Source organism: Streptomyces argenteolus (assembly GCF_042902585.1).
Classification (GTDB): domain Bacteria; phylum Actinomycetota; class Actinomycetes; order Streptomycetales; family Streptomycetaceae; genus Streptomyces; species Streptomyces argenteolus.
This window is the reverse complement of the sequence record NZ_JBIBEG010000010.1, coordinates 84,851-106,297: the sequence shown is the minus strand read 5'-3', so window position 1 is coordinate 106,297 and position 21,447 is coordinate 84,851. Positions and strand designations below refer to the sequence as shown.

The 21,447-nt window shown below is 72.9% G+C and carries 15 protein-coding genes and 2 pseudogenes; 11 read left to right on the top strand and 6 right to left on the bottom strand.

Annotated elements, in window-relative coordinates; all coding sequences use genetic code 11:
* Window positions 1-227 precede the first annotated feature (227 nt).
* The 3 genes and pseudogenes from ACFY8O_RS29090 to ACFY8O_RS29080 form a co-directional block, all read left to right on the top strand.
* A pseudogene (locus ACFY8O_RS29090) lies at window positions 228-353 on the top strand (IS5/IS1182 family transposase); the annotation flags it as partial.
* A 91-nt stretch (window positions 354-444) separates the two neighbouring features.
* Entirely contained in the window at window positions 445-852 is a 408-nt protein-coding gene (locus ACFY8O_RS29085) for an Imm10 family immunity protein (protein ID WP_387907518.1), read from the top strand.
* A gap of 337 nt (window positions 853-1,189) precedes the next feature.
* Window positions 1,190-1,755 (top strand): annotated as a pseudogene (locus tag ACFY8O_RS29080) (GNAT family N-acetyltransferase).
* A 95-nt stretch (window positions 1,756-1,850) separates the two neighbouring features.
* On the opposite strand, the gene ACFY8O_RS29075 reads toward ACFY8O_RS29080, so the two are convergent.
* The 3 genes from ACFY8O_RS29075 to ACFY8O_RS29065 all read right to left on the bottom strand — a co-directional run bounded on the left by ACFY8O_RS29075 (window position 1,851) and on the right by ACFY8O_RS29065 (window position 6,096).
* Window positions 1,851-3,179 (bottom strand): vWA domain-containing protein, encoded by a 1,329-nt coding sequence (locus tag ACFY8O_RS29075; RefSeq protein ID WP_387907516.1) that lies wholly within the window; start codon window positions 3,177-3,179, stop codon window positions 1,851-1,853.
* A complete protein-coding gene (locus ACFY8O_RS29070; RefSeq protein ID WP_387907513.1) occupies window positions 3,176-4,543 on the bottom strand; it encodes an AAA family ATPase in 1,368 nt (455 codons plus the stop codon). The genes ACFY8O_RS29075 and ACFY8O_RS29070 overlap by 4 nt, the downstream gene beginning before the upstream one ends.
* Window positions 4,544-4,671: 128 nt before the next feature.
* Window positions 4,672-6,096, bottom strand: coding sequence for a hypothetical protein (locus ACFY8O_RS29065; RefSeq protein ID WP_387907510.1), 1,425 nt, complete (start codon window positions 6,094-6,096; stop codon window positions 4,672-4,674).
* Between the two features lie 325 nt (window positions 6,097-6,421).
* Between ACFY8O_RS29065 and ACFY8O_RS29060 the strand changes: the two genes are divergently transcribed.
* From ACFY8O_RS29060 to helR, 3 genes are all read left to right on the top strand, one after another.
* Window positions 6,422-7,159 (top strand): SDR family oxidoreductase, encoded by a 738-nt coding sequence (locus ACFY8O_RS29060; RefSeq protein ID WP_387907507.1) that lies wholly within the window; start codon window positions 6,422-6,424, stop codon window positions 7,157-7,159.
* 206 nt (window positions 7,160-7,365) lie between these two features.
* Window positions 7,366-8,613 carry a glycosyltransferase gene (locus ACFY8O_RS29055; protein WP_387907504.1) on the top strand — a complete coding sequence of 416 codons (1,248 nt, stop codon included), beginning with the start codon at window positions 7,366-7,368 and terminating at the stop codon, window positions 8,611-8,613.
* Between the two features lie 245 nt (window positions 8,614-8,858).
* A complete protein-coding gene (gene helR, locus ACFY8O_RS29050; RefSeq protein WP_387907501.1) occupies window positions 8,859-11,036 on the top strand; it encodes an RNA polymerase recycling motor ATPase HelR in 2,178 nt (725 codons plus the stop codon).
* An 80-nt stretch (window positions 11,037-11,116) separates the two neighbouring features.
* Here the strand turns inward: helR and ACFY8O_RS29045 are convergent, their stop codons facing one another.
* Window positions 11,117-12,187, bottom strand: a complete 1,071-nt coding sequence (locus ACFY8O_RS29045; RefSeq protein WP_387907499.1) for a glycoside hydrolase family 43 protein — start codon at window positions 12,185-12,187, stop codon at window positions 11,117-11,119.
* Window positions 12,188-12,551: 364 nt separating this feature from the next.
* Between ACFY8O_RS29045 and ACFY8O_RS29040 the strand changes: the two genes are divergently transcribed.
* Together ACFY8O_RS29040 and ACFY8O_RS29035 are read left to right on the top strand one after the other, a co-directional pair.
* Window positions 12,552-13,064: an acyl-CoA dehydrogenase family protein gene (locus tag ACFY8O_RS29040; protein ID WP_387907497.1), complete on the top strand. Its 513-nt coding sequence runs from the start codon at window positions 12,552-12,554 to the stop codon at window positions 13,062-13,064.
* A 500-nt stretch (window positions 13,065-13,564) separates the two neighbouring features.
* Entirely contained in the window at window positions 13,565-15,124 is a 1,560-nt protein-coding gene (locus ACFY8O_RS29035) for a pectate lyase family protein (RefSeq protein ID WP_145808527.1), read from the top strand.
* 520 nt (window positions 15,125-15,644) lie between these two features.
* Here ACFY8O_RS29035 and ACFY8O_RS29030 read toward each other — a convergent pair.
* Window positions 15,645-16,433: an IclR family transcriptional regulator gene (locus ACFY8O_RS29030; protein WP_387907495.1), complete on the bottom strand. Its 789-nt coding sequence runs from the start codon at window positions 16,431-16,433 to the stop codon at window positions 15,645-15,647.
* Window positions 16,434-16,561: 128 nt separating this feature from the next.
* Here ACFY8O_RS29030 and ACFY8O_RS29025 point away from each other — a divergent pair, with 128 nt between their 5' ends.
* The 3 genes from ACFY8O_RS29025 to ACFY8O_RS29015 all read left to right on the top strand — a co-directional run bounded on the left by ACFY8O_RS29025 (window position 16,562) and on the right by ACFY8O_RS29015 (window position 20,351).
* Entirely contained in the window at window positions 16,562-17,524 is a 963-nt protein-coding gene (locus ACFY8O_RS29025; RefSeq protein ID WP_387907493.1) for a 5-dehydro-4-deoxyglucarate dehydratase, read from the top strand.
* A gap of 115 nt (window positions 17,525-17,639) precedes the next feature.
* A complete protein-coding gene (locus tag ACFY8O_RS29020; protein WP_387907491.1) occupies window positions 17,640-18,977 on the top strand; it encodes a gluconate:H+ symporter in 1,338 nt (445 codons plus the stop codon).
* Between the two features lie 45 nt (window positions 18,978-19,022).
* Window positions 19,023-20,351 (top strand): enolase C-terminal domain-like protein, encoded by a 1,329-nt coding sequence (locus tag ACFY8O_RS29015; protein WP_387907490.1) that lies wholly within the window; start codon window positions 19,023-19,025, stop codon window positions 20,349-20,351.
* A gap of 80 nt (window positions 20,352-20,431) precedes the next feature.
* On the opposite strand, the gene ACFY8O_RS29010 is transcribed toward ACFY8O_RS29015, so the two are convergent.
* The gene (locus ACFY8O_RS29010) at window positions 20,432-21,421 is read right to left on the bottom strand and encodes a hypothetical protein (protein WP_387907487.1); all 990 of its coding nucleotides are present in this window, start codon (window positions 21,419-21,421) and stop codon (window positions 20,432-20,434) included.
* Window positions 21,422-21,447 lie beyond the last annotated feature (26 nt).

Below are 21,447 nucleotides of genomic sequence, written 5' to 3'. Positions count from 1 at the left end.
ACCGGGTGGTCGGCGCCGGGCAATCCCGAGAACGCGTGAGACGTGGGAAGGTCACTGTAAGGAGGCGCGGGAGCACTGTCACGCACGGAGGGCTTCCATCGGACAGTTCCGGCCAACTCCCCTCATGGAGACGCGCGTTCACATGGCACTACGGCCCCTTGGGGCCGTTTCCCACGGCTTGATGGTTCGTCGAGCTGTGCATGGCGGGGTTCGGCCCGGCTCGGCGGACGGTCTTCCGGCGGTTCTCCCGGTGGAGTCGTGACCGGGTGTGGGCCAGGCTCCACCGTGTGGTCCTGGACGGACTGGGGGCCCGGGGCGAGCTGGACCGGTCGCGGTGCGCGATCGACCCGGTCCTGTGTCCGGGCGGCCGGAGAGGGCTTGTCGGAAGCCGATGCCTGCACCGCCGCCATCCGAGCACTTCGTGGGTGCTGGTAGAACCGGCATATGACATACAGGTTCACCGCCCGTGCGGTTGCGGCCGAGGTCGACGTCGACGGCGAGATGCAGGCCGGCGTCGCGGAGGAGGACGAGGGCTTCTTCCTCCTGTTCACGAGCGCTGTCGATGAGCCGTCTGCACAGGACATCTCGCTCGGGCTGGACACGTACTGCGTGATGACCCCGGACCAGTGCACGGCTTATGGCTGTGTCCGCGAGGTGGATCTGGCAGGGACCTTGCTCACGGTGTCGCTGGACCCCGACTGCCTGGACGATCTGGAGCTGGAGGACGCGAAGATCGAGGCGGTGCTCGACGTGCCGGCCGAGAGCATGGACGAGATGCGCGACGTGCTGGTGAAGGTGCTGACCTTCGGACGTGAGGAAGCCCGGCCTCGGCTCACCGGTTTCTCGGTCTGATCCGCTTGTCGAGACGTCGATACGGTCAGGAGCGCCGTGACGCCGACGAAGGCGGGGAACTGCTCGGCCGTGCGTGCGGAGTGAGGGTGGAGTCGGCGGCAGCCCGCAAGCCAGGACGCCGCTCTCTCGACCACCCCGCGGTACGCGTGGAGGCGGCCGGTGTCCGGGGGCGGGCCGGACCCGCCCGTTCGGGTAGCGTGCCCGACGGGCTCGCCGCGGACCGCGCCGGGACCCGCGCGGTGCGGTGACCCGTGGGCGGACGCACGGCGTACAGGCGTGCCCGGCGTGAAGGGCCCGGCCACCGGCGCCCGCGACCGACACGGAGGTGGGGGCAGCTATGGCAGGCATGTGGACCGGGGAGAGGATTCGCCTGCGGGGCGTCGAGCCCGGGGACTGGGAGGACTTTCGCGATCTGGCACGGAACACGCTGGACGCCCGCAACGCCGACCTGATCGAGCCCCCGCGCTCCGACGAGGGCTTCCGTGCCTGGACCGCCGACCGTGCCGGGCGTCCCCCGGGCGGTGACGCCTTCCGGCTGGTCGTCGAGGTGCTGGACGGGCACGCGTTCGCCGGGGCCGTGACCGTCGGTGAGATCGACAGCCGTGCGGGACGTTTCAGGACGGGCATCGAGATCAGCCGTGAGCACCGCCGCAGGGGCTACGCGGCCGAGGCGACCCGGCTCGTCCTCACCTACATGTTCGCCGAACAGCGCCACCACAAGTGCGAGGTGGAGGTCTACGCCTTCAACGACGCCTCCCTCGCCCTGTACCGAAGGCTCGGCTTCGTCGAGGAGGGGCGGCTGCGCCAGCACGAGTCTTCGCCGGCGCCCACCACGACGTCGTGCTGTTCGGCATCACCGCGGACGAGCACTGGGCCACCCACCCGCGCCCCTCGTTGCGCTGACCCCCGGCGGGTGGGCCGCATCTCCTCGCGGTACGGCGGAAGAAGGTACGCACCACCGCGCCCCGGGCGGATCGTCGAGGCCCGGGCGCGGACACCTAACCGATGGTCACCACCCGGGCCCAGGAGGGCGGCCCGTCCGGGACGTACTCCGCGTCGGACTCGTCGTAGGACGAACGCCGGTGGGGCCGGTCGAACAGGCCCACCACCGTCCGGCACCCCGGGCGCCGGGACGGCCAGGGGGTCTGGCCGTCGGTCAGCAGGACCACGACGTCCGGGCGGGGGCGGGACTCCAGCGCGCGGGCGAACCCCGCGCGCAGGTCCGTCCCGCCCCCGCCGAGCAACTCGACCCCCGCGGCGTCCCCGCACAGGGTGCGGACGCGGCCCGCCGCGGCGTCGCAGGGAAGCACGCCCACCAGGTCACGGCGCCCGCCCAGGGCCCGGGAGATCGCCGCCACCTCCAGGAGCGCGCTGCCCAGTTCGGCGTCGCTGACCGAGCCCGAGGTGTCGATCACCACGACGACCCGGGCAGGTCTGCGCCGCAGACTCGGCAGGACGGCGCCGGGCACCGCCGCGGAGCGCCGCGCGGGCCTGCCGTAGACGTAGTCCTCGCCCGTGCCCGGGGCGGACGCCGCCGCCCGGACCGCCGACCCCAGCAGCTCCCGCCACTGCTGTGGCGGGTGGAACGCCTCCTCCGCCCACCGGCGCCAGCCCCGGGGCGCGTTCCCCGGGTGGCCGACGATCCCCTGCGCCACCCTGAAGCGCACCGCGTCGCGCTCCTGAGCGCTCATCCCGTCCGCACCGTCCGGCCCCAGGTCCCAGGGCCGGCGCAGACCGTCCGCCCCGCTGCCGCACTCCAGCCACGCGAGGTGGGCGGTGTGCGGCCCGAGCCGGAACTGGCGGAGGTAGTCCTCCATCAGCTCGCCGTCCCGGAGCCCCAGGGACGCTGGGCGGACGGCTCCCTCGGGCGCCACCAGCCCCTTCCCGAAGATGTCGTCGTTGATCTCGCAGTCCGCCGCGATGTTCATCCGCAACCGCTCCGCCGCGCCCGTCAGTTCGTGCCGGTGCGCGTACCGGTCGCTGCGCCCGTGGTGGTCGCGCAGCAGATGCGAGACCTCGTGCACCCACGCGCCCGCCAGCCTCTCCACGGAGGTGCGGTCCACGAAGCCGGGAGACACGTAGCACCGCCAGTGCGCGTCGACGGCCATCGTCGGCACCTGCCGGGACTCCACCGGGTGCAGAGCGAACAGCGCCGTCGCCAGGTACGGCCGCACCCTCGCCGCCTGCAACCGGGCGGCGAAGAGCTTCGCCGTGTCCAGGGTGCCCCCGGGGGAGTCGGGGGAGACCCCCGCAGGGTGCCTGCCGTGCCGGTCGCGGGGGAGCCGCGGCGGGGGCGCGGCCGACGCGCCCGAGGGCAGGGCGCTCATCGGCCCGGCCCGGTCATCGTGAAGGCGCGCGCCTTCGCCCGGTCGGCGCGCCGGGACACCGCCACCGCCCCGGCGAGCTGCTCGATCGACTCCGGCACCTCCCAGTCGTCACGGCGCAGGGTGGCCAGCGTCGTCGCGGGGACCACCAGCAGGTCCGGCGCGCCGGTGCTCGCCGCCCGTGCCAGAAGCGTCCAGGCCGCGTCCCACCGCTCCCGCCCGGGGTGCGCGCGGACCGCGGCGACCACCGCGTCCAGCGCCGCCTGTCGCAGGTCCCCGCGCTCCGGGAGCTCAGTGTGTGCGGGGTCGGCCAGCAGATCCTCCGGGTCCGGCAGGTCCATCCGGTCCAGGTAGGACAGCAGCTCCAGCCCGGGCCCGTCGCCCACCGTCCCCCTGACCAGCAGGGACAGCACGTCGCGGGAGACCCCGGCGGCGGTCGCGAAGGCCGTCAGGCACAGTGCCATGTCCCAGCTGCGCGGCGACGGCCACGCCCCGCCGCGCCGGGCCTCGGTGGAGGGCAGCTGATGCACGAGGGCAGGGCGCGCGCCGAGCAGTCCGCACACGGCGCGGCGGGCGAAGGCGACCGCCTCCGGGAGTACGTCGCCGTCGAGCGCCGGCAGCACGGCCCGGGGCCAAGTGCCGCCCAGGCCGCGCACCACGACGTCCGGGTCGTGCGTCCACGTGAGATGGACGAACCGGTTGGCCAGCGGCGGGCTCAGCTCCCAGCCGTCGGCCGCCGAGGACCGGGGGTTCGCGGCGGCCACGATCCGTACACCCGGCGGCAGTGCCAGGGCGCCGACCCGGCGTTCCAGCACCAGCCGCAGCAGCGCCGCCTGCACCGCCGGAGGGGCGGTGGACAGTTCGTCGAGGAAGAGGAGTCCGCGGCCCGCCCGCACCAGCCGCACCGCCCAGTCCGGCGGGGCCATGGGGACACCGCCGGTCGCGGGATCGTCCCCGAGGACGGGCAGACCGGAGAAGTCCGAGGGTTCGTGCACGCTGGCGATCACCGTGGTCAGCGGCAGGTCCAGCGTCGTGGCCAGCTGGGTGAGAGCAGCCGTCTTGCCGATGCCCGGCTCGCCCCACAGCAGCACCGGCAGATCGGCCGACACCGCGAGGGTCAGCGCCTCCAGCTGCGGGTCCTGGTGCGGAGCGGTGGCCGTGTCGCGCAGCAGGGCCAGCAGCGCGCCGGACACCTCCAGCCGGGAGGCCGCCGCCACGGGAGGGGTCCCCGGCGTCCCCGACGGGTCCCCGGCCCCGGCGGTGCGGGGGGAGGGGAGTTCAGGGACGGCCGCGGGCGGGGCGTCGGACCGGGTCCCGCCGGGAGCGGCAGGCGGCGTTGCGGAGGACGGCGGAGTGTACGTGGTCATGAGGCATCACCTGAGGGGTCGTCGAAGGCGGTCGCGGCCCGGAGCGCGGGCGCGCGAGGGGGTCGTACGTCACGTCGTGGGTCGGGGGGACGGGCCGGCGGGCGCGCGAGGCGGAACCGCCGCCCATGTCAGCGGGAGGAAGCCTGCCGGGGACGGGAGCGGTGGATGCCGGCGCGGAAGCGGTCCCGCTCGCGCCGGTCCTCCTTCGGCCGCGGATCGGCTAGACCGGCCCTGAACAGGCCGTGCGTCACGCGCTGTTCGGCGGCTTCCCGCAACAGGTCGCGCAGGTCGCCGTCCCGCAGACGCGCCCCGGTGCCGAGCAGGTCCTCGATCCTGGAGAGCGCGCCGGCCGTGTCCCCGTGGTCCAGCCGGTCACGGATGTCGGCGAGGCCGTGCGGCCGGCGGTGCGCCGTGTCGATGGCCTGGAGGCAGGGGAGCGGGGTGCCGGTCAGCGCGGCCAGCAGTTCCTCGCGCCGCACCTCGGCGGGATCGTGGTCCAGCGCGACCAGTTCCCCGCCTACGAGAGCGATCCGGTGACGGGCGCCGCGGCAGTCCACGACCCGCGAGGCCGCGAGGCCGTCCGCCTCCGCGCCGTCACTTGCGCCCCGTCGTCCGCCCGGCGCCAGCGCCGCCGCGACCAGCGGATGCAGCCGGTCGGCCCCCGCGAGGCCGCCGCGCAGCAGCGCGAGGTCGGGCAGCACCCAGGTGGCGGCGTCCGGAAGGACCGGAAGCCCCGCCGGCGCGCTCGCCCGGATCACCTCGGCCGACCGCACCTCGGGCGTTCCGGGTGCCCCACCACTGCCGGGGGCGAGGCGTACGTCCAGCAGGAGCCGGCGCCGGGCTCCGAGGCGTACGGAGACCGGGCCACCTCCGGGACGACCCTCGGCGGCCAGCAACAGGGCCGCCTCGTCGGCCCACCGGCCGAGCGCGAACCGCTCGGGGCCGGGCACCGACGAGGCCCACGGCGGTGCGGGCGCCGGAGGTCCGCCGTCGCCCGGCGGCCCCTCGGCCCCCGCACGGACGCGCAGTTCGGCGCTGCGGCTCGCGTCCCACAGGTGCCGGTGCAGATCCAGACGGAACCGGCGGTCGGGTGCGCGGTAGCCGTCCGGGCTCCCGCCGCGGCCGGCCGGCTCGTGGCCGTCCAGGACGGCCAGGCTGATCCGCTGGCCGGCGTCCGCCCAGGCGGGAGCGGTGCGCACCACGAGATGTACCGGGCGCACGCGCCCGGGCACGTCGTACCGGGCGAGGGTGAGGGTCGTCCCCGGTCTCAGAAAGCCGACGGGCGCGGTTCTGGGCATGTGCCACCGCAGCAGATCCGGCGCCAGCCGGCGCAGATCGGCCCGGACGCGGGCGGTCGTACCGCTGCCGTGGAGCCGTGTCACGGTACGCAGATCGAGATCGACGTCGAAACCGGCAGCAGCGCACGCTCCCGCCCAGTCGCCGGCGGTACGCCGGGCCGTCGCGGTCTCGATCATGGAGGGCGGCACGGCGACGTCACGCACGCGCAGCCAGAAGGAAAGGCGGGAATCCCCGAACGCGGTATCGGTGAGCATCAGCACTCACCTTGCGCGGTAGGGACCCCCCATCTCTGAACACATCGAGTAGTCATCGAGCGGGAGCGTAGTCCGAAGCCGCTCCAGGGACCACATCATTTTTCGCGGTGCTCCTGCGCGGCGCCCCGCGCCCCGCCGCACTCCGTATCCCCCCACTCCGCAATCCGCAATCCGCACTCCGCGCTCCGCCGAAGCGTGTGCGTGCCTTTCGGCCGTCCGGGGCGCACCCGCGTGTTCCTGCCGGAGTCACCGGACCCCACAGGCTGGCATGGGCTCCAGGGCGGACGCGAGGTCCGGCCGGCGGCGAGGAAAGGCAGGGCGCGAGATGAAGTTCGCAGTTGTGGGGGGTACCGGGCTGATCGGCTCACGAGTGGTCCGGAAGCTGGCCGAGGCCGGGCACGAGGCGGTGCCGCACTCGCTCTCCACGGGGGTCGACGTCCTCAGCGGTCAGGGACTGGACGCGGCGCTCGCGGGGGCCGACGTGGTCGTCAACCTGACCAACTCGCCCACGTTCGACGACGACTCCCCGGCCTTCTTCCGCACCTCGATGGAGAACCTCATCGCTGCGGCCGAGCGGGCGGGGGTCGGGCACTTCGTCATCTTGTCCATCGTCGGCGTCGACCAGGTGCCCGAACTCGACTACTACCGGGCGAAGACGCTCCAGGAGAACCTGCTGGAACAGGGCGCCGTTCCGTACTCCATCGTCCGCGCGACCCAGTTCATGGAGTTCATGGACGCCGTCCTGTCCTGGACGGCCGACGCCACGACGGTCCGGCTGCCCCGCACGCCGATCCAGCCGATCGCCGCGGCGGACGTCGCCGCCGCCGTCGCCGACGTCGCGGCCGGGCCCCCGCTGGGCGGCATCCTCGATGTCGCGGGTCCGGACGTCTATCCCCTGGACGAACTCGGGCGGCTCACCCTCACCTTCAGGGGGGACGGGCGGTCGGTGACCACCGACGACACCGCCGGTATGTTCGCGGCCGTCCCCGGCAGCGTCCTCACCGCCGGACGAGGGGCCCGTATCGCCGCCACCCGCTACACGGACTGGCTCGAGAACGCCTGACCGGGAGGCGGGCAGCCGACGCCGTACGCGACGCGCGTCACCGCGCGTGGGGGTGGCCCGTCCGAAGGGCGAGGGGGAGCGGAAGGAGGAGGACCCACTCCTTTCCATGCTCAAGGTATAGCGCACAGGGGGCCTTGCGGCAAGGCCCCCTCCGTGGCGCAGAATCGGCGGCCGAACCCGGAACCGAAGGAATCGAGGGTCACGAATTGCGTGTGCTGCTGGTGGCGTACGGGTCACGCGGGGACATCGAGCCGATGGTCGGTCTCGCCCTGCGCCTGCGGGATCTCGGGTGGGAGGCACAGGTGTGCGCGCCCCCGGACTTCGCGCATCTGCTGGAGGGAGCCGGCCTCCCGTTCGCGCCGCTCGGCCGGCCGTTGCGCCCGATGGTGGAGGGGGAGGTCACGGGGGCGAATCCCCTCCCGCAGGCGGACCTGCCCCGGCGGGCGGCGGCGCTCACCGCCTCGACGTACGAGTCGGTCCTCTCCGTTGCGGACGGGTGCGACGTGGTGCTGGCGACCGGGCTGATCCCCGCCGGGGCGGGTGCGCGGGCGGTGGCGGAGAAGCTGGGCATCCCCTATGTGTGGGTGGCCTACTTCCCGACCTACCTGCCCTCCCCGCACCACCCGCCGTTCGCCTGGGCGGGCCGGCCGTTCCCGCCGGAGGTGACCGGCAACCTGGACCTGTGGGACCTGGATGCCGGGACCATGAACGCGCTGTTCGGCGAGGGCGTCAACAGCCACAGGGCCTCGGTGGGCCTGCCCCCGGTGGACGACGTACGCGACCACGTCTTCACCCGCCGGCCGTGGCTGGCGGCGGACCCGGTGCTGGCCCCGTGGGCGCGGTCCCCGGGCTTCGACGTGGTGCAGACGGGAGCGTGGTTCCGGGCCGGGGAACTCCCGCTGCCTGAGGACGTGGAGGAGTTCCTCGGTGCCGGGACCCCGCCGGTGTACGTGGGCTTCGGCAGCATGCCCATGGGGGAGCCGGAGCGACTCGCCCGGGTGACCGTCGAAGCGGTCCGCGCACAGGGCCGCCGGGTCCTGCTCGCGCGTGGCTGGGCGGACCTTGCCCTCGTCGACGACGGGGAGGACTGCCTGGTCGTGGGCGAGGTGGACCAGAAGGCGCTGTTCCGCAGAGTGGCGGCCGTCGTCCACCACGGCGGCGCCGGTACGACGACGACGGCCGCGCGGGCCGGAGCAACCCAGGCGGTGGTGCCGCAGATCGCGGACCAGCCGTACTGGGCGCAGCGGGTGGCCGCCCTGGGCATCGGCGTGGGCCACGACGGGCCTGCTCCCACCCTGGACTCGCTCTCCACCGCGCTCCGCACGGCCCTGACCCCGCAGACCCGTGCGCGGGCGGCCGACGTGGCTCGGACCATCCGTACGGACGGGACGAGCGTCGCCGCCCATCTGCTGGCCCGGGTGACCGGCGGGGAACGCCCGCCGGTCACCGCCTGACCGCCTTCCCGGCGCCACCCGGCCTCCAGGCCGATCACCCACGGCGCCGCGCCGCCCGCCCACCCGGCCGGTTACCCACGCCGTGCCACCCACCCGCCCGCCAGGCCGATCACCCACGCCGCGCCACCCTTTCGGCCCTCGCCGGTCACCGGCGCCTTCCCGCACGGCCGCCCGAACCTCCCGCCGGTCACCCCAGCGGGCCGTCCACGCCCCTGGCGTGGCCGGCCCCGTACGGAGCTGATGTTGTGAACCCCCTCACCGACCCCCTGACCACCAGTGCGTTCGACCTTCCCGAGCGTCTTTCCTCCAAGGCCGACGCGGCGCTCATCGCCCGCGACGAGCAGCACTTCGCCGCCGTGGCGCAGTGCCTGGAGGAGTCGATCGCCGACCTCTCCGACCGCCTCGACGCCGAGCGAAGGGCGCCGGGCGGCGTGGGCCGGCAGGCCATGGAGCGGGACGCCGAGATCCACCGCCTGACGACCCGGCTGCGCACACTCCGCCGTTTCGGCCTCGACCTGTGCCTCGGGCACATGGCCGGCGACGACGGCTCCGACCCCGTCTACGTCGGCCGTCTGGGCCTCACGGACAGCTCGGGCCGCCGGCTGCTGATCGACTGGCGTTCCCCGGCGGCCGAGCCGTTCTTCGGGGCCACGCACGCCCACCCCATGGGTCTGGCGAGCCGCCGCAGGTACCGCTGGAACCACGGCCGGATCAGCGACTACTGGGACGAGGTGTTCACGCCGGAGGGCTTCGCAGGACACGCCGCGCTCGACGACCAGTCCGCCTTCATCGCCAGTCTGGGCAGCAACCGGTCGTCCCGCATGCGCGACGTGCTCGGAACCATCCAGGCCGACCAGGACGCCGTCATCCGCGCGGGGTCCAAGGGCGCCCTCGTCGTCGACGGCGGTCCGGGCACGGGCAAGACCGTCGTCGCCCTGCACCGTTCCGCCTACCTCCTCCACTCCGACCCGCACCTGGGCGGGCGCCGGGGCGGTGTGCTGTTCGTCGGGCCCCACCAGCCCTACCTGGGCTACGTCGCCGACGTGCTGCCCAGCCTCGGGGAGGAGGGCGTGCAGACCTGCACCCTGCGCGACCTGGTGGCCGAGGGGGCAGGGGCCGGGCCCGAGCCCGACCCGGAGGTGGCTCGCCTCAAGTCCTCCGCCGATCTGGTCAGGGCGGTCGAGGCGGCCGTCAGGTTCTACGAGACACCGCCGGACAAGGGCCTGACCGTCGAGACCCACTGGTCCGACATCCGGCTGAGCGCCGCCGACTGGGCCGCCGCCTTCGACGCGGCCGACCCCGGTGCCGCGCACAACGAGGCCCGCGACCAGATCTGGGAGGAACTGCTCACGATCCTCGTGGACAAGCACGACGGCGACGCCCCCGAGGAGGCGCTCCGCACGTCGCTGCGGCGGAACACGAACCTTCGCGCGATCTTCGACCGCGCGTGGCCGCTGCTCGACGCGGCCGATCTCGTCGGGGACCTGTGGACGGTCCCTGCCTACCTTCGCCTGTGCGCCCCGTGGCTCGGCCGCGACGAGGTGGCCCGGCTGCAACGGACCGACCCCCGGGCCTGGACCGTGTGCGACCTGCCGTTCCTGGACGCCGCACGGCAGCGGCTCGGGGACCCCGAGGCGTCGCGGCGCAAGGACCGGCACAGCGCGGCGGTGGCCGCCGAGCGCGCGCAGATGGCCGAGGTCATCGACTCCCTCCTCGCCGTCGACACCCTCGCCGACGCCGATGCCGACAGCGAGGGCGCCGTGGCGATGCTGCACGGCCGGGACCTGAAGGATGCCCTCGTCGACACGGCCGGAGTCGGCGGGAGCGAACGTGACCTGCTCGCGGGGCCGTTCGCGCACGTCGTCGTGGACGAGGCACAGGAACTGACCGACGCGGAATGGCAGATGCTGCTGATCCGCTGCCCGTCCCGGAGCTTCACGATCGTCGGGGACCGTGCGCAGGCGCGGCGTGGCTTCACCGAGTCGTGGAAGGAACGGCTGGAGCGGGTGGGTCTGGACCGGATCACGCTGACGTCCCTCGGCATCAACTACCGGACGCCGAAGGAGATCATGGCGGAGGCGGAGCCGGTCATCAGGGCCGCGCTGCCGGACGCCAACGTGCCGTCCTCGGTCCGCAGCACGGGCCTCCCGGTCACCCACGGCTCCGCATCGGAGCTGTCCGCCGTGCTCGACGACTGGCTCGCCGGACACACGGAGGGCACCGCCTGTGTGATCGGCGCTACCGGATTCCGGGGGACCGCGCGCGTCCGGTCGCTCACCCCCGCGCTCTCGAAGGGGCTCGAATTCGACCTGGTCGTGCTCGTCGACCCGGAGGGCTTCGGCCAGGGGGTCGAAGGGGCGGTCGACCGCTACGTCGCGATGACCCGGGCGACCCAGCGGCTCGTGATCCTCAGGAGCTCCTGAGGTACGGGTGCTACGGGTCCTGACGCACGGACTCCCGAGGCGCGGGCTTCCGGGCAGGCGGTACCGGAAGCCCGCGCGGCTCACTCGAAGAACTTGAGGCTCCAGCCGGTGTCCGTGTTCGGCCCCGGGACGTCGGCGCGGCGGTAGGTGGTGCCGCCCCACCAGGCGAACGTGCCGGTGTACCAGTAGCGGTTCTCCCACGTGTACGGCGTCCCCTTCGGGACGGCGTGGAACATCAGGGGGAACCGGGGGCCGGCGGGTGGGCTCGTGGCGATGTCACCGTCGAGGAGGACGAAGCTGTGGTGACCGGGGCCGTCCACGTACAGCGTCGGGTCCCAGCCGGCCATCATCGTCGCGCCGCTGGATCCGAACAGGCAGCCGTTCGACTTGTACCAGTCCCAGACGTACGTCGGATCGCCGCCCGCGCGGAGGCGGAGGTCGGCCAGGCAGTAACGGTCGCTCCAGCTGCCGTTGGCGGAGTACACGAGGTGCAGCTGCCCGTTCGGGTCCTTGATCGCCTCGGGGGCCTCGTTGATGTACGGGTTGCCCACCACCCTCTCCCAGCTCTCCCGGGGCTGGGAGATGACGTACCGTGCGCCGACGGGCGTCGTCGGGCTGCTCATCCGGGAGATGTAGAGGTTCTGCTCGACGTTCGTGTCCCCCGCCCAGCCGGACCACACGAACCAGCGCTGCCCCCCGAAGGTGAACAGGGTGCCGTCGATGGCCCACCTGTCGTCCGCCAGGGCGAGCTTCGTCTCGGCGGTGTATCCGCTGTCGGGGGAGGCGGAGCTGATGACGTACATCCGGTGCGCCGCGCCGCGGCCGGCCGAGAAGTAGACGTAGTAGCGACCGCTGTCCCGCACGATCTCGGGGGCCCACACCTCGCCGAGGCCACGGGCGTCCGACCACACCTGCCGGGCGGGCGCCGAGGCCAGGCCCGCCGTGGACGCGGCCTGCCGGACGGCGATGCCGCCCCCGGTCGACTGCACCGAGACGTAGGTGCCGCCGACGCGGAGCACACTGGGATCCGCGGCGCGCAGACCTGTCTGCCCGGCGAGCGCCGGACCTGCGGAGAAGAGGGACATCGCCGCGGCGAGGACGGCGGACAGGGCGAAGGCTGCGATACCGGACAGGTAACGAGAAAGCTTCATCGTCCCGCTCCGTAGGGGCCGGTTCCACATCGATGAAAAGAGCGCTCTCACAGCATCACGACTCGACCTGAGCATGTCAACGCTCGGGCCCCTTCCCCGGTCCTGCCGCCCGGCTCGCCCGCACTGACGGCCCCCGGGGCCTGCGCCGGAATCCGCCGGGAGTGGTCCAGGACCGCCCTGTCGACCACGCGGGCGGGGTCGAGTACGGCGGTCGTCACGCCGTCCGGGGCCGGATCGGCGCCGTGTGAGCCGGGGGCGTCGTCGGCGCACCGGCGCTTTCCGGCCAACCGGCACCCGGGCAGGCCCGCGGCAATGAGGCCGCCCGGCACTGTCTGCTCAGGTGGCCACGGGTGAGGTCAGGCCCATGACGGCCCTCACCGAACCGGGCGGCGGCTCCGGCCTCCGGGTCATGCGCACCGTCGCGCGCCGGGGCGGTGAGGAGTCTGTCGTCGACGGGGCGAAGGCCTGGATCACCAACTCCCGCCGCTCGCAGCTGATCGCGCTGCTCCGACAGGTCCCGCCCGCAGGTCTCCCCCGTGCGCCAGGGGATCTCCATCCTGCTCGTGGAACACGGATCCGGGCTGATGCTCTCCCGGGATCTGCCCGAACCGGGCGGCAACAGCGTGGAGAGCCGCGAGCTGTCCTCCGAGGGCTACCGGGTGCCGGTGTACGCGGTGCTCGGCGCAGCCGAGGGGCAGGGTTTCGGCCAGATGGTGAAGGGCCTGGAGGTCGGCCGCCTCCAGGTCGCGGCCCGCGTTCGGCGTCCGCCGGGCCGCGCCGGAGGACTCGCTCGCCTCCGCGCGGGAGCGCGAGTCCTTCGGGAACCGCGCGACGTCATCGCGAGGCAACCGGTCGAACGAGCGGGCTCGACGCCTGAGCGCGCGTGCGGTGACCTCGGGATCAGGCCGTCGTGGCCCCGGCGGTGCACCACGCGCGACCCCACCCGCGCATCTGGGTCAACTGCCCTTTTCGCGAGGGTGGTTGTGCGTGCTTCTGAACCGGAATTCGCTCGTTCCCGGCCCGTCGCGCCGGTCTGGCGGAACGCGACGGGCCGTCATTTCTTCCGTGTCATGAACCTTGTCAGCTCGCCCGGAGCCGCTCTATTGTCGCGGACAGAAAGCGCTTTCCCCTTCTGGATCCCGTCCGGTGGAAGCGTCCGTAGCGGCGGCTCCCGTGACGGATGCGCATGAGCCGCCACCGGCCCGGATCAGGGCTTCACCCAGGACGTCGACTCGCCGCGCACCGCATGGCACACCCCCCATCGCGCGGCCGATGCCGACGGACTCGCACGTCCGGGCAGCGGCGCACGCGCCGCCCCGATCGCATTCCGCGGCACCACCCAGCATGCGAAGACGAATGACGAATGGGGACACGAACATGAGACGACCAGTCGCACGGCGACTTCTCGCGGCCATGGCCACCATGGCCGTGGCGGGAGCCACCGGTGTGGTTCTGACGATGCCCGAGGCATCGGCGGCGGTGACCGGCAGCGCCACCGGCTACGCGACGCAGAACGGCGGCACCACCGGGGGAGCGGGCGGGCAGACCGTGCGGGCCACCACCGGCACCGCGATCCACACGGCCCTGTGCACCCGGGCCAGCAGCAGCACCCCGATCATCATCGAGGTCGAGGGGACGATCAACCACGCCAACACCGCCAAGGTGTCGGGCAGCAGCTGCAACACCGCCGCGGGCGTGATCGAGCTCAAGCAGATCAGCAACGTCACCATCGTGGGCGTGGGCAGCGGAGCCGTGTTCGACCAGCTCGGCATCCACATCCGCGAGTCCAGCAACATCATCATCCAGAACGTGACGGTCAAGAACGTCAAGAAATCCGGCTCGCCCACCTCCAACGGCGGTGACGCCATCGGCATGGAGAGCGACGTCCGCAACGTCTGGGTCGACCACACCACCCTGGAGGCGTCGGGCGGTGAGTCGGAGGGCTACGACGGCCTGTTCGACATGAAGGACAACACCCAGTACGTCACCCTCTCCTACAGCACCCTGCGCAACTCCGGGCGCGGTGGTCTGGTCGGCTCCAGCGAGACCGAGCTGTCCAACGGCTTCATCACCTACCACCACAACCTGTACGAGAACATCGACAGCCGGGCGCCCCTGCTGCGGGGCGGCATCGCCCACATGTACAACAACTACTACGTGAAGCTCAACGAGTCCGGCATCAACTCCCGGGCCGGGGCCCGCGCGAAGGTGGACAACAACTACTTCAAGGACTCCAAGGACGTCCTGGGTACGTTCTACACGGACGCCGCCGGATACTGGCAGGTCAGCGGCAACACCTTCGACAACGTGACCTGGTCGGCCCGCGGCAGCGAGAACAACCCGGCCGGGCCCGACCCGACGTCCAACACCACGGTCAGCATTCCGTACGCCTTCACTCTCGACGCCGCGAGCTGCGTGCCGTCGATCGTGGGCCAGACGGCGGGCGCCGGCAAGGGCCTGAAGGTCTCGGACGGCAGCTGCACGCCGCAGACGCCGAGCCCGACGCCGACCACGCCGACCCCCACGACGCCGGCTCCGACCACGCCGACGCCCGACCCGACCCAGCCCAGCGGGACCAACCTCAGCCTCGGCGCCGGCGCCGACGGCTCCAGCAAGGCCGACGGGTCGAGTTACGGCAACGTGCGGGACGGCGATCTGAGCACCTTCTGGTCCCCGGCGGGCTCGACCGGCTCCGTCTCGATCAAGTGGGGCACCGCCACCGCCGTGTCGAAGATCAACATCCGGGAGGCCTCCGGCTCGGCCGGCAGCATCGGATCCTGGCGGGTCCTCAACGGTGACACCGGTGCCGTCCTGACCTCGGGCAGCGGGGCGGGCGCGATCAGCTTCGCGAAGACCTCGCTGAAGAAGGTCACGTTCGAGATCACCAGCTCGACGGGGACCCCGAAGGTCGCCGAATTCGAGACGTACGCCGGATAGCGAACGGTCCGGGCCCAGGCCCCGGGGCAGGGCGCCCGGCAACGCGCCGCCCCGGGGCCGAGGCCCTTTCCGGGCGGTACGCACGCACAAGACGGAGGCCGTCGCTCGCGACGGCCTCCGTCCCCGTTCCCGGCCCGGTGCGCGGCCGAATCCCCCTGCGGGGCGGCCCGGTTCGGGGGCGGCGCACCACCGGGTCCTCGGACACCGGGACCTGGACGGGGGCCGCCCCACCGTGGCACGGCAGGGCGGTCGCTCCGGCCCAGGAGCGCCCTGGCAGGCACCGACGGCCACCATCCCGGCGCTGCGGGAGGCGTCCCACCGGCTCGGGCCGGGCGACGAGGGCGGTGTGCGCGTGAGGCTCGCGCCCTGCACGAGCGGCGAGGACGCACCGGCTCATCGAGGCGCCGACCGAGATTTGCGACTGGCATGCCGTCAGTAGGTCGGCGCGGAAAAGAACCACGGCTCCGGAGCCTGGCGTATGCCGGCCGGCCCGACGCCGGCCGGCCCGACGCCGGCCGGCTCAGCGCCAGTCGGGGGCGCCCGGTGCGGGGGCCCTGGCGCCCTCGATCTTCGTCCGGATCTCCCGCATCACCGCCACCACCCTGGCTTCGTGCTCGCCGGTCAGCCGAGCCACCGGCACCGAGCAGCTGATCGCGTCTACGGCGGGTGTGTCGTGGCGCAGGGCGAAACCGAAACCCGCGATGCCGATGACCGTCTCCTCGCGGTCGATGGAGTACCCGCGCTCGCGTATCGCGGCCAGGTCGGTGAGCAGGGTGGCGTACCCGGTGTGCGTGTTCTCCGTACAGGCCTCCAAGGGGCCTTCCGGCAGCGGGAGTTCGTCGTCCTGGCGCTCGGCGAGCAGTGCCTTGCCGAGCGCCCCGGCGTGGGCCGGGACACGTCGGCCGACCCGGCTGATCGTGCGCAGGTACTCGTGGGACTCACGCGTCGCGAGATAGACGACGTTCGGGCCGTCGAGCCGGGCCAGGTGGACGGTCTCGCCGAGCGCGTCCGAGGCCTCGTCCAGATACGGGCGGGCGGCGCGCACGAGCGGGTCGCTGTCGAGGTAGCTCGTGCCCGTGTGCAGCGCGCGGATGCCGATGCCGTACAGCGAGCCCGTCGTGTCGGTGCGCACCCAGCCGCAGTCCACGAGCGTCCGTAGCAACTGGTACATGCTGCTGCGCGGAACGCCCAGCTCCTCGGCCAGTTCGTCCAGGCGGGCGGGCCGGTCCCCCCGCGCTGCGAGCAGTTCGAGCAGTGCGACGGTGCGGGACGCCGATTTCACGCCACGGACACCACTGTTCTCCGGCATGCGCACATCTTAGATCCGCGTCGGCGTGCCCCTTGAATCCGTGCTGCCGCACCCATTGACCCCGAAGCGTTCACCCGCTTAGCCTCCGTTCTCATACATGTACGCCATCTGCATATGGAGATGAGATCGTGGAGCGGTTCAGTGCGGAAACAGAAGGGGCCGCCCGGCGGCTGCGCGAAGGCATGGCGGGCGGCGTGCTGTCCTTCCCTCTCACGAGCTTCCGGGACGACGGCCGCCTCGACCTGGCCGCGTACCGCACGTATCTGACCGCCCAGCTGGCCACGGCCCCCGGCGCGGTGTTCCCCGCCTGCGGTACGGGCGAGTTCGGCGCGCTCGACGAGGACGAGTACCGCGCGGTCGTCGCGGCGACCGTCGAGGTCGCCGACGGCCGGATGCCCGTCGTCGCGGGCACCGGGTACGGCTGGGCGCAGGCGCTGCGCTTCGCCCGCATCGCGGAGGAGGCCGGCGCCGACGCCCTCCTGGTCCTGCCGCACTACCTCGTCGCCGCCCCGCAGGACGGCCTGGTGGAGCAACTGCGCCGGATCGCGGGCGGTACCCGGCTCCCGCTGATCGCCTACCAGCGCGGGCAGGTCACCTTCACGGCCGAGAGCCTGCGCCGGATCGCGGAGATCCCCGGGGTCATCGGCCTCAAGGACGGGCACGGCGATCTCGACCGGCTCCAGCGCCTCACCCTCGCCGCACCCGACGGCTTCCTCTTCTTCAACGGCGCGGCCACCGCCGAGATCCAGGCGCGTGCGTACGCCACCGTCGGTGTCCCCGCCTACTCCTCGGCCGTCCACGCCTTCGCGCCCGAGATCGCCGACGCCTTCTTCGCCGCCCTGCGTGACGGTGACGGGGCGACCCTGACCACCCTGCTGCGGGAGTTCTACGTCCCGCTGGTCGAGCTGCGCGACCGGGCCCCCGGGTACGCCGTCTCCCTGGTCAAGGCCGCCGCCCGGCTGCGCGGGCTGCCGGTCGGGCCCGTACGCGCCCCGCTCACCGACCTCGGCCCGGCCGACCTCGCCGACCTGGAAATCGTCCTCGACGCCGGGCTGGCGCTGGTCGGCGCCGCGCGCCCGCGTACCGCCTGAGCGAAGCCCACCGCCGTGGCCGGCGGCTCCCGGGCGGAGCCGGAGCAGGCAGGCGGTCCGACAGCTCGGCCGTTCCGACAGCTCGACACGTTCCACAGTTCAAAGGGGAACTGACATGCCGCTCCTCGTGGTCGGGATCAGCGTTCTGGTGCTGCTGCTCCTGATGACCCGCCTGAAACTCAACGGCTTCGCCGCGCTCCTGCTCGTGGCGGTGGGCGTAGCCCTCGTCCAGGGCATCCCGGTGGTCGAGATCCCCGACGTGCTCTCCACGGGCATCGGGGACCAGATCGGCGACACGATGCTCACCATCGGGCTCGGCGCCATGGTCGGCCGGGTCATGGGTGACTCCGGAGCCGCCCAGCGGATCGCGGGCAGACTGCTCGACGCCTTCGGGCCGCGCGGCGTCCAGTGGGCGATGGTGGTCACGTCCATGCTCATCGGCGTGACCATGTTCTACGAGGTCGCCTTCATCATCATCGTGCCCATCGCCTTCACCCTGGTCCGGGTCACCCGGGTCAACCTGCTCTGGGTGGGACTGCCGATGTCGATTTCGCTCTCCACGATGCACAGCTTCCTGCCTCCGCACCCCGGCCCCACCGCCGTGGCCACGACCTTCCACGCGTCCGTCGGCCACACCCTCTTCTACGGTCTCTTCATCGCCGTGCCCGCCGGTGCCCTCGTCGCACTCCTGTGGCCGCGTCTGCCGTTCGTCCGGGCGATGAACCCCTCCATACCCAAGGGCCTGGTCAGTGAGCGTGAGTTCACCGACGAGGAGATGCCCGGTATGGGCTGGTCGCTCTTCGTGGCCCTCTTCCCGGTGGTCCTGATCGCCGGAGCAGCCGTCACCGACATGGCCGTCTCCGGCGACAGCCCGCTCCTGCACGTCGTCGCCTTTGTCGGGTCGGCGCCGATCGCGCTCCTGCTGGCCCTCCTGCTGGCGGTCTGGGCGTTCGGGCCCCGCATCGGCCGGAGCCTGGCCGACGTCAGCGCCTCCTGCGCCTCGGCCGCCCAGGCGATGGCGATGATCCTCCTGGTCATCGGCGCGGGCGGTGCGTTCAAGAACGTGCTGGTCGAAGGCGGGATATCGGACTACATCAAGGACGTCACGGAGCACTGGCCGATCTCACCGATCATCCTGGCGTGGCTGATCGCGGCCATCCTCCGTGTCGCGGTGGGCTCGGCGACGGTCGCCGTCGTCACGGCCTCCGGCGTGGTGCTGCCGCTCCTCGCGGGGAGCGGGACCCACCCCGAGATGATGGTGCTCGCCGTCTCGTGCGGGTCGATCGCCTTCTCCCACGTCAACGACCCCGGATTCTGGCTGTTCAAGGAGTACTTCAACCTCTCCGTCATCGAGGCGATCAAGGTCCGTACCGGCTACACGACGGTGCTCGCCGTCCTCGGCCTCGGCGGCGTACTGGCGGCCGAACGGGCCCTCGACCTCCTCGGCCTCTGACCCACGACTCCAGCCCGCCCCTCGCACCCAAGGAACCCGACCAGCATGAGCCAGCCGACCGTCACCCACTTCGCCGTCTACCCCGTCGCGGGCCGCGACAGCATGGAGCTCAACCTCTCCGGCGCCCACGGCCCGTACTTCACCCGCAACGTCGTCGTCCTCACGGACTCGCAGGGCCGTACGGGGCTCGGGGAGGTGCCCGGCGGCGAGAAGATCACCCGCACGCTGCGGGACGCCGCGTCGCTGGTCGTCGGTGCCAGGCTCGGCGACCACCAGCGGGTCCTGCGCGAGATCGGCAGCCGCTTCGCGGACCGCGACGCGGGTGGGCGCGGCGCCCAGACCTTCGACCTGCGCACCACCGTGCACGCCGTGACCGCCGTCGAGTCGGCACTGCTCGACCTGCTCGGCCAGCACCTGGAGGTGCCGGTCGCCGCCCTGCTGGGCGACGGTCAGCAGCGGGACTCCGTAAGGGTCCTGGGCTATCTCTTCTACGTCGGGGACCCCGACCGCACCGATCTGGACTACGTCCGTGAGCCCGGCTCGGACGTGGACTGGTACCGCGTCCGTCACGAGGAGGCCCTCACCCCGGAGGCGATCGTCCGCCAGGCGGAGGCGGCGTACGGCCTCTACGGCTTCCGGGACTTCAAGCTCAAGGGCGGGGTACTCGCGGGCGCGGAGGAGGTCCGGGCGGTGCGCGCGCTCAAGGAACGCTTCCCCTCGGCCAGGATCACCCTGGACCCGAACGGTGCCTGGTCGCTGAGCGAGGCGGTCGAGCTGTGCGCCCCGCTGGTGGGCACGCTGGCCTACGCCGAGGACCCCTGCGGGGCGGAGAACGGCTACTCGGGACGCGAGGTCCTCGCCGAGTTCCGCCGCGCCACCGGGCTTCCGACGGCGACCAACATGATCGCGACCGACTGGCGGCAGCTGACCCATGCCCTGGCCCTGCAGTCGGTCTCCATCCCGCTGGCCGATCCGCACTTCTGGACCATGCGGGGTTCGGTGCGGGTGGCCCAGCTGTGCAACGCCATGGGGCTGACCTGGGGCTGTCACTCCAACAACCACTTCGACATCTCCCTGGCGATGATCACCCACTGCGGCGCGGCGGCCCCCGGTGACTACAACGCCCTGGACACGCACTGGATCTGGCAGGAGGGGCTGGAACGCCTCACCGTCACCCCGCCCCGGATCAGGGACGGCGAGATCGCCGTTCCCGACGCCCCCGGCCTGGGCGTCGAGCTGGACATGGACCGTCTCCTCGCGGCTCACGAGCTCTACCGGACGGAGGCGTTGGGGGCCCGCGACGACGCGGCCGGCATGCAGTACCTGGTGCCCGGCTGGACGTTCGACGCCAAGCGGCCCTGCCTCGTCCGGTAGGCCGGGCCGCTCGATGAGACGCCCGGCCCGAGGGCGGGAGGGCGCGCGTCCGGAGGCCGGGCCCGGCCTTCGGGGTGCCCTCAGTGCCCGTGGGGTGCCTCCTCCTCGTGCCCGTCCGCCGGGCCGGTCGGTGCGGGGGTCTGCGTCGCCGCCCCCGCGTGGACCGTGAAGGCCGCCGTGCGGACGGTGCCCTCGTGCTTGAAGTCCAGGAACAGGCGGTACGACGCCGAGCCGGGTGCCGTGGCGGAGAACGAGACGTCCGGACCCGGCTCGGTGGCGCCGTCCCCGGCTTCGCCGCCGGGGTGGACGTGGAGATAGGCGAGGTCACCGGCCCGCAGGGCCACCAGGTGCCCGTACGCGCCCAGGTAGGGCTGGAGATCGGTCACGGGCCGGCCGTCCTTGCGCACGGTGAAGGTGAGGCGCTCCGGAGTGCCGGGGCGCAAGGTCCCGTTCAGCGAGACGGTGTACCCGTCGACGGTGGCCGTACGGGCGGGCTTCGGAAGTTCCGCCGGCTTGTACGGGCCCGAGACGGCGAGGTCCGCCCCCAGGGTGAGCCCCGTGGCCTTCTTCCCGGCGGGGGTGAAGTCGGCGAAGACCCGGTAGGGGCCCGCCGCGGGCAGGTCGACCGGGGTGCTCCAGGTGCCGTCGGCCGCCCGGGTGGGATGCAGGTGCCGATAGGTGGCCAGATCGCGTGAGGCGAGGATCAGGTGCAGTTCCTTGTCGTGTTCGCGTTGGAACGCGGTGACCTGTTCCCCCGTGCGGTCACGGATGGCGAAGCGCAGCTCGCTCTCGCGGTCCGCCGCCACGCGCGGGGTCTTCAGATCGAGGGTGTAGCCCCCCTCGGAGGTCCGGAGCCCGCCGGCCTCGGGCGCGGTCGCGTCACCCGCCCCGCCGTCCTCCCCACCCGAGGGCCGGGCACCGCTCTCCGCGTGGTCTCCGCTCCCGGTGTGCGCGGCGCTGCCGGGGGGTGCGGACGGCTCGGGTCCGACGGCGTCTCCCACCCCCCAGGCCGCGCCGAAGGTCGCAGCGAGCGCGGCGGTGAACGCGGTCATCTTCGCGGCGGTTCTCATGACTGCTCCTGACGTCTGCGCGGAGG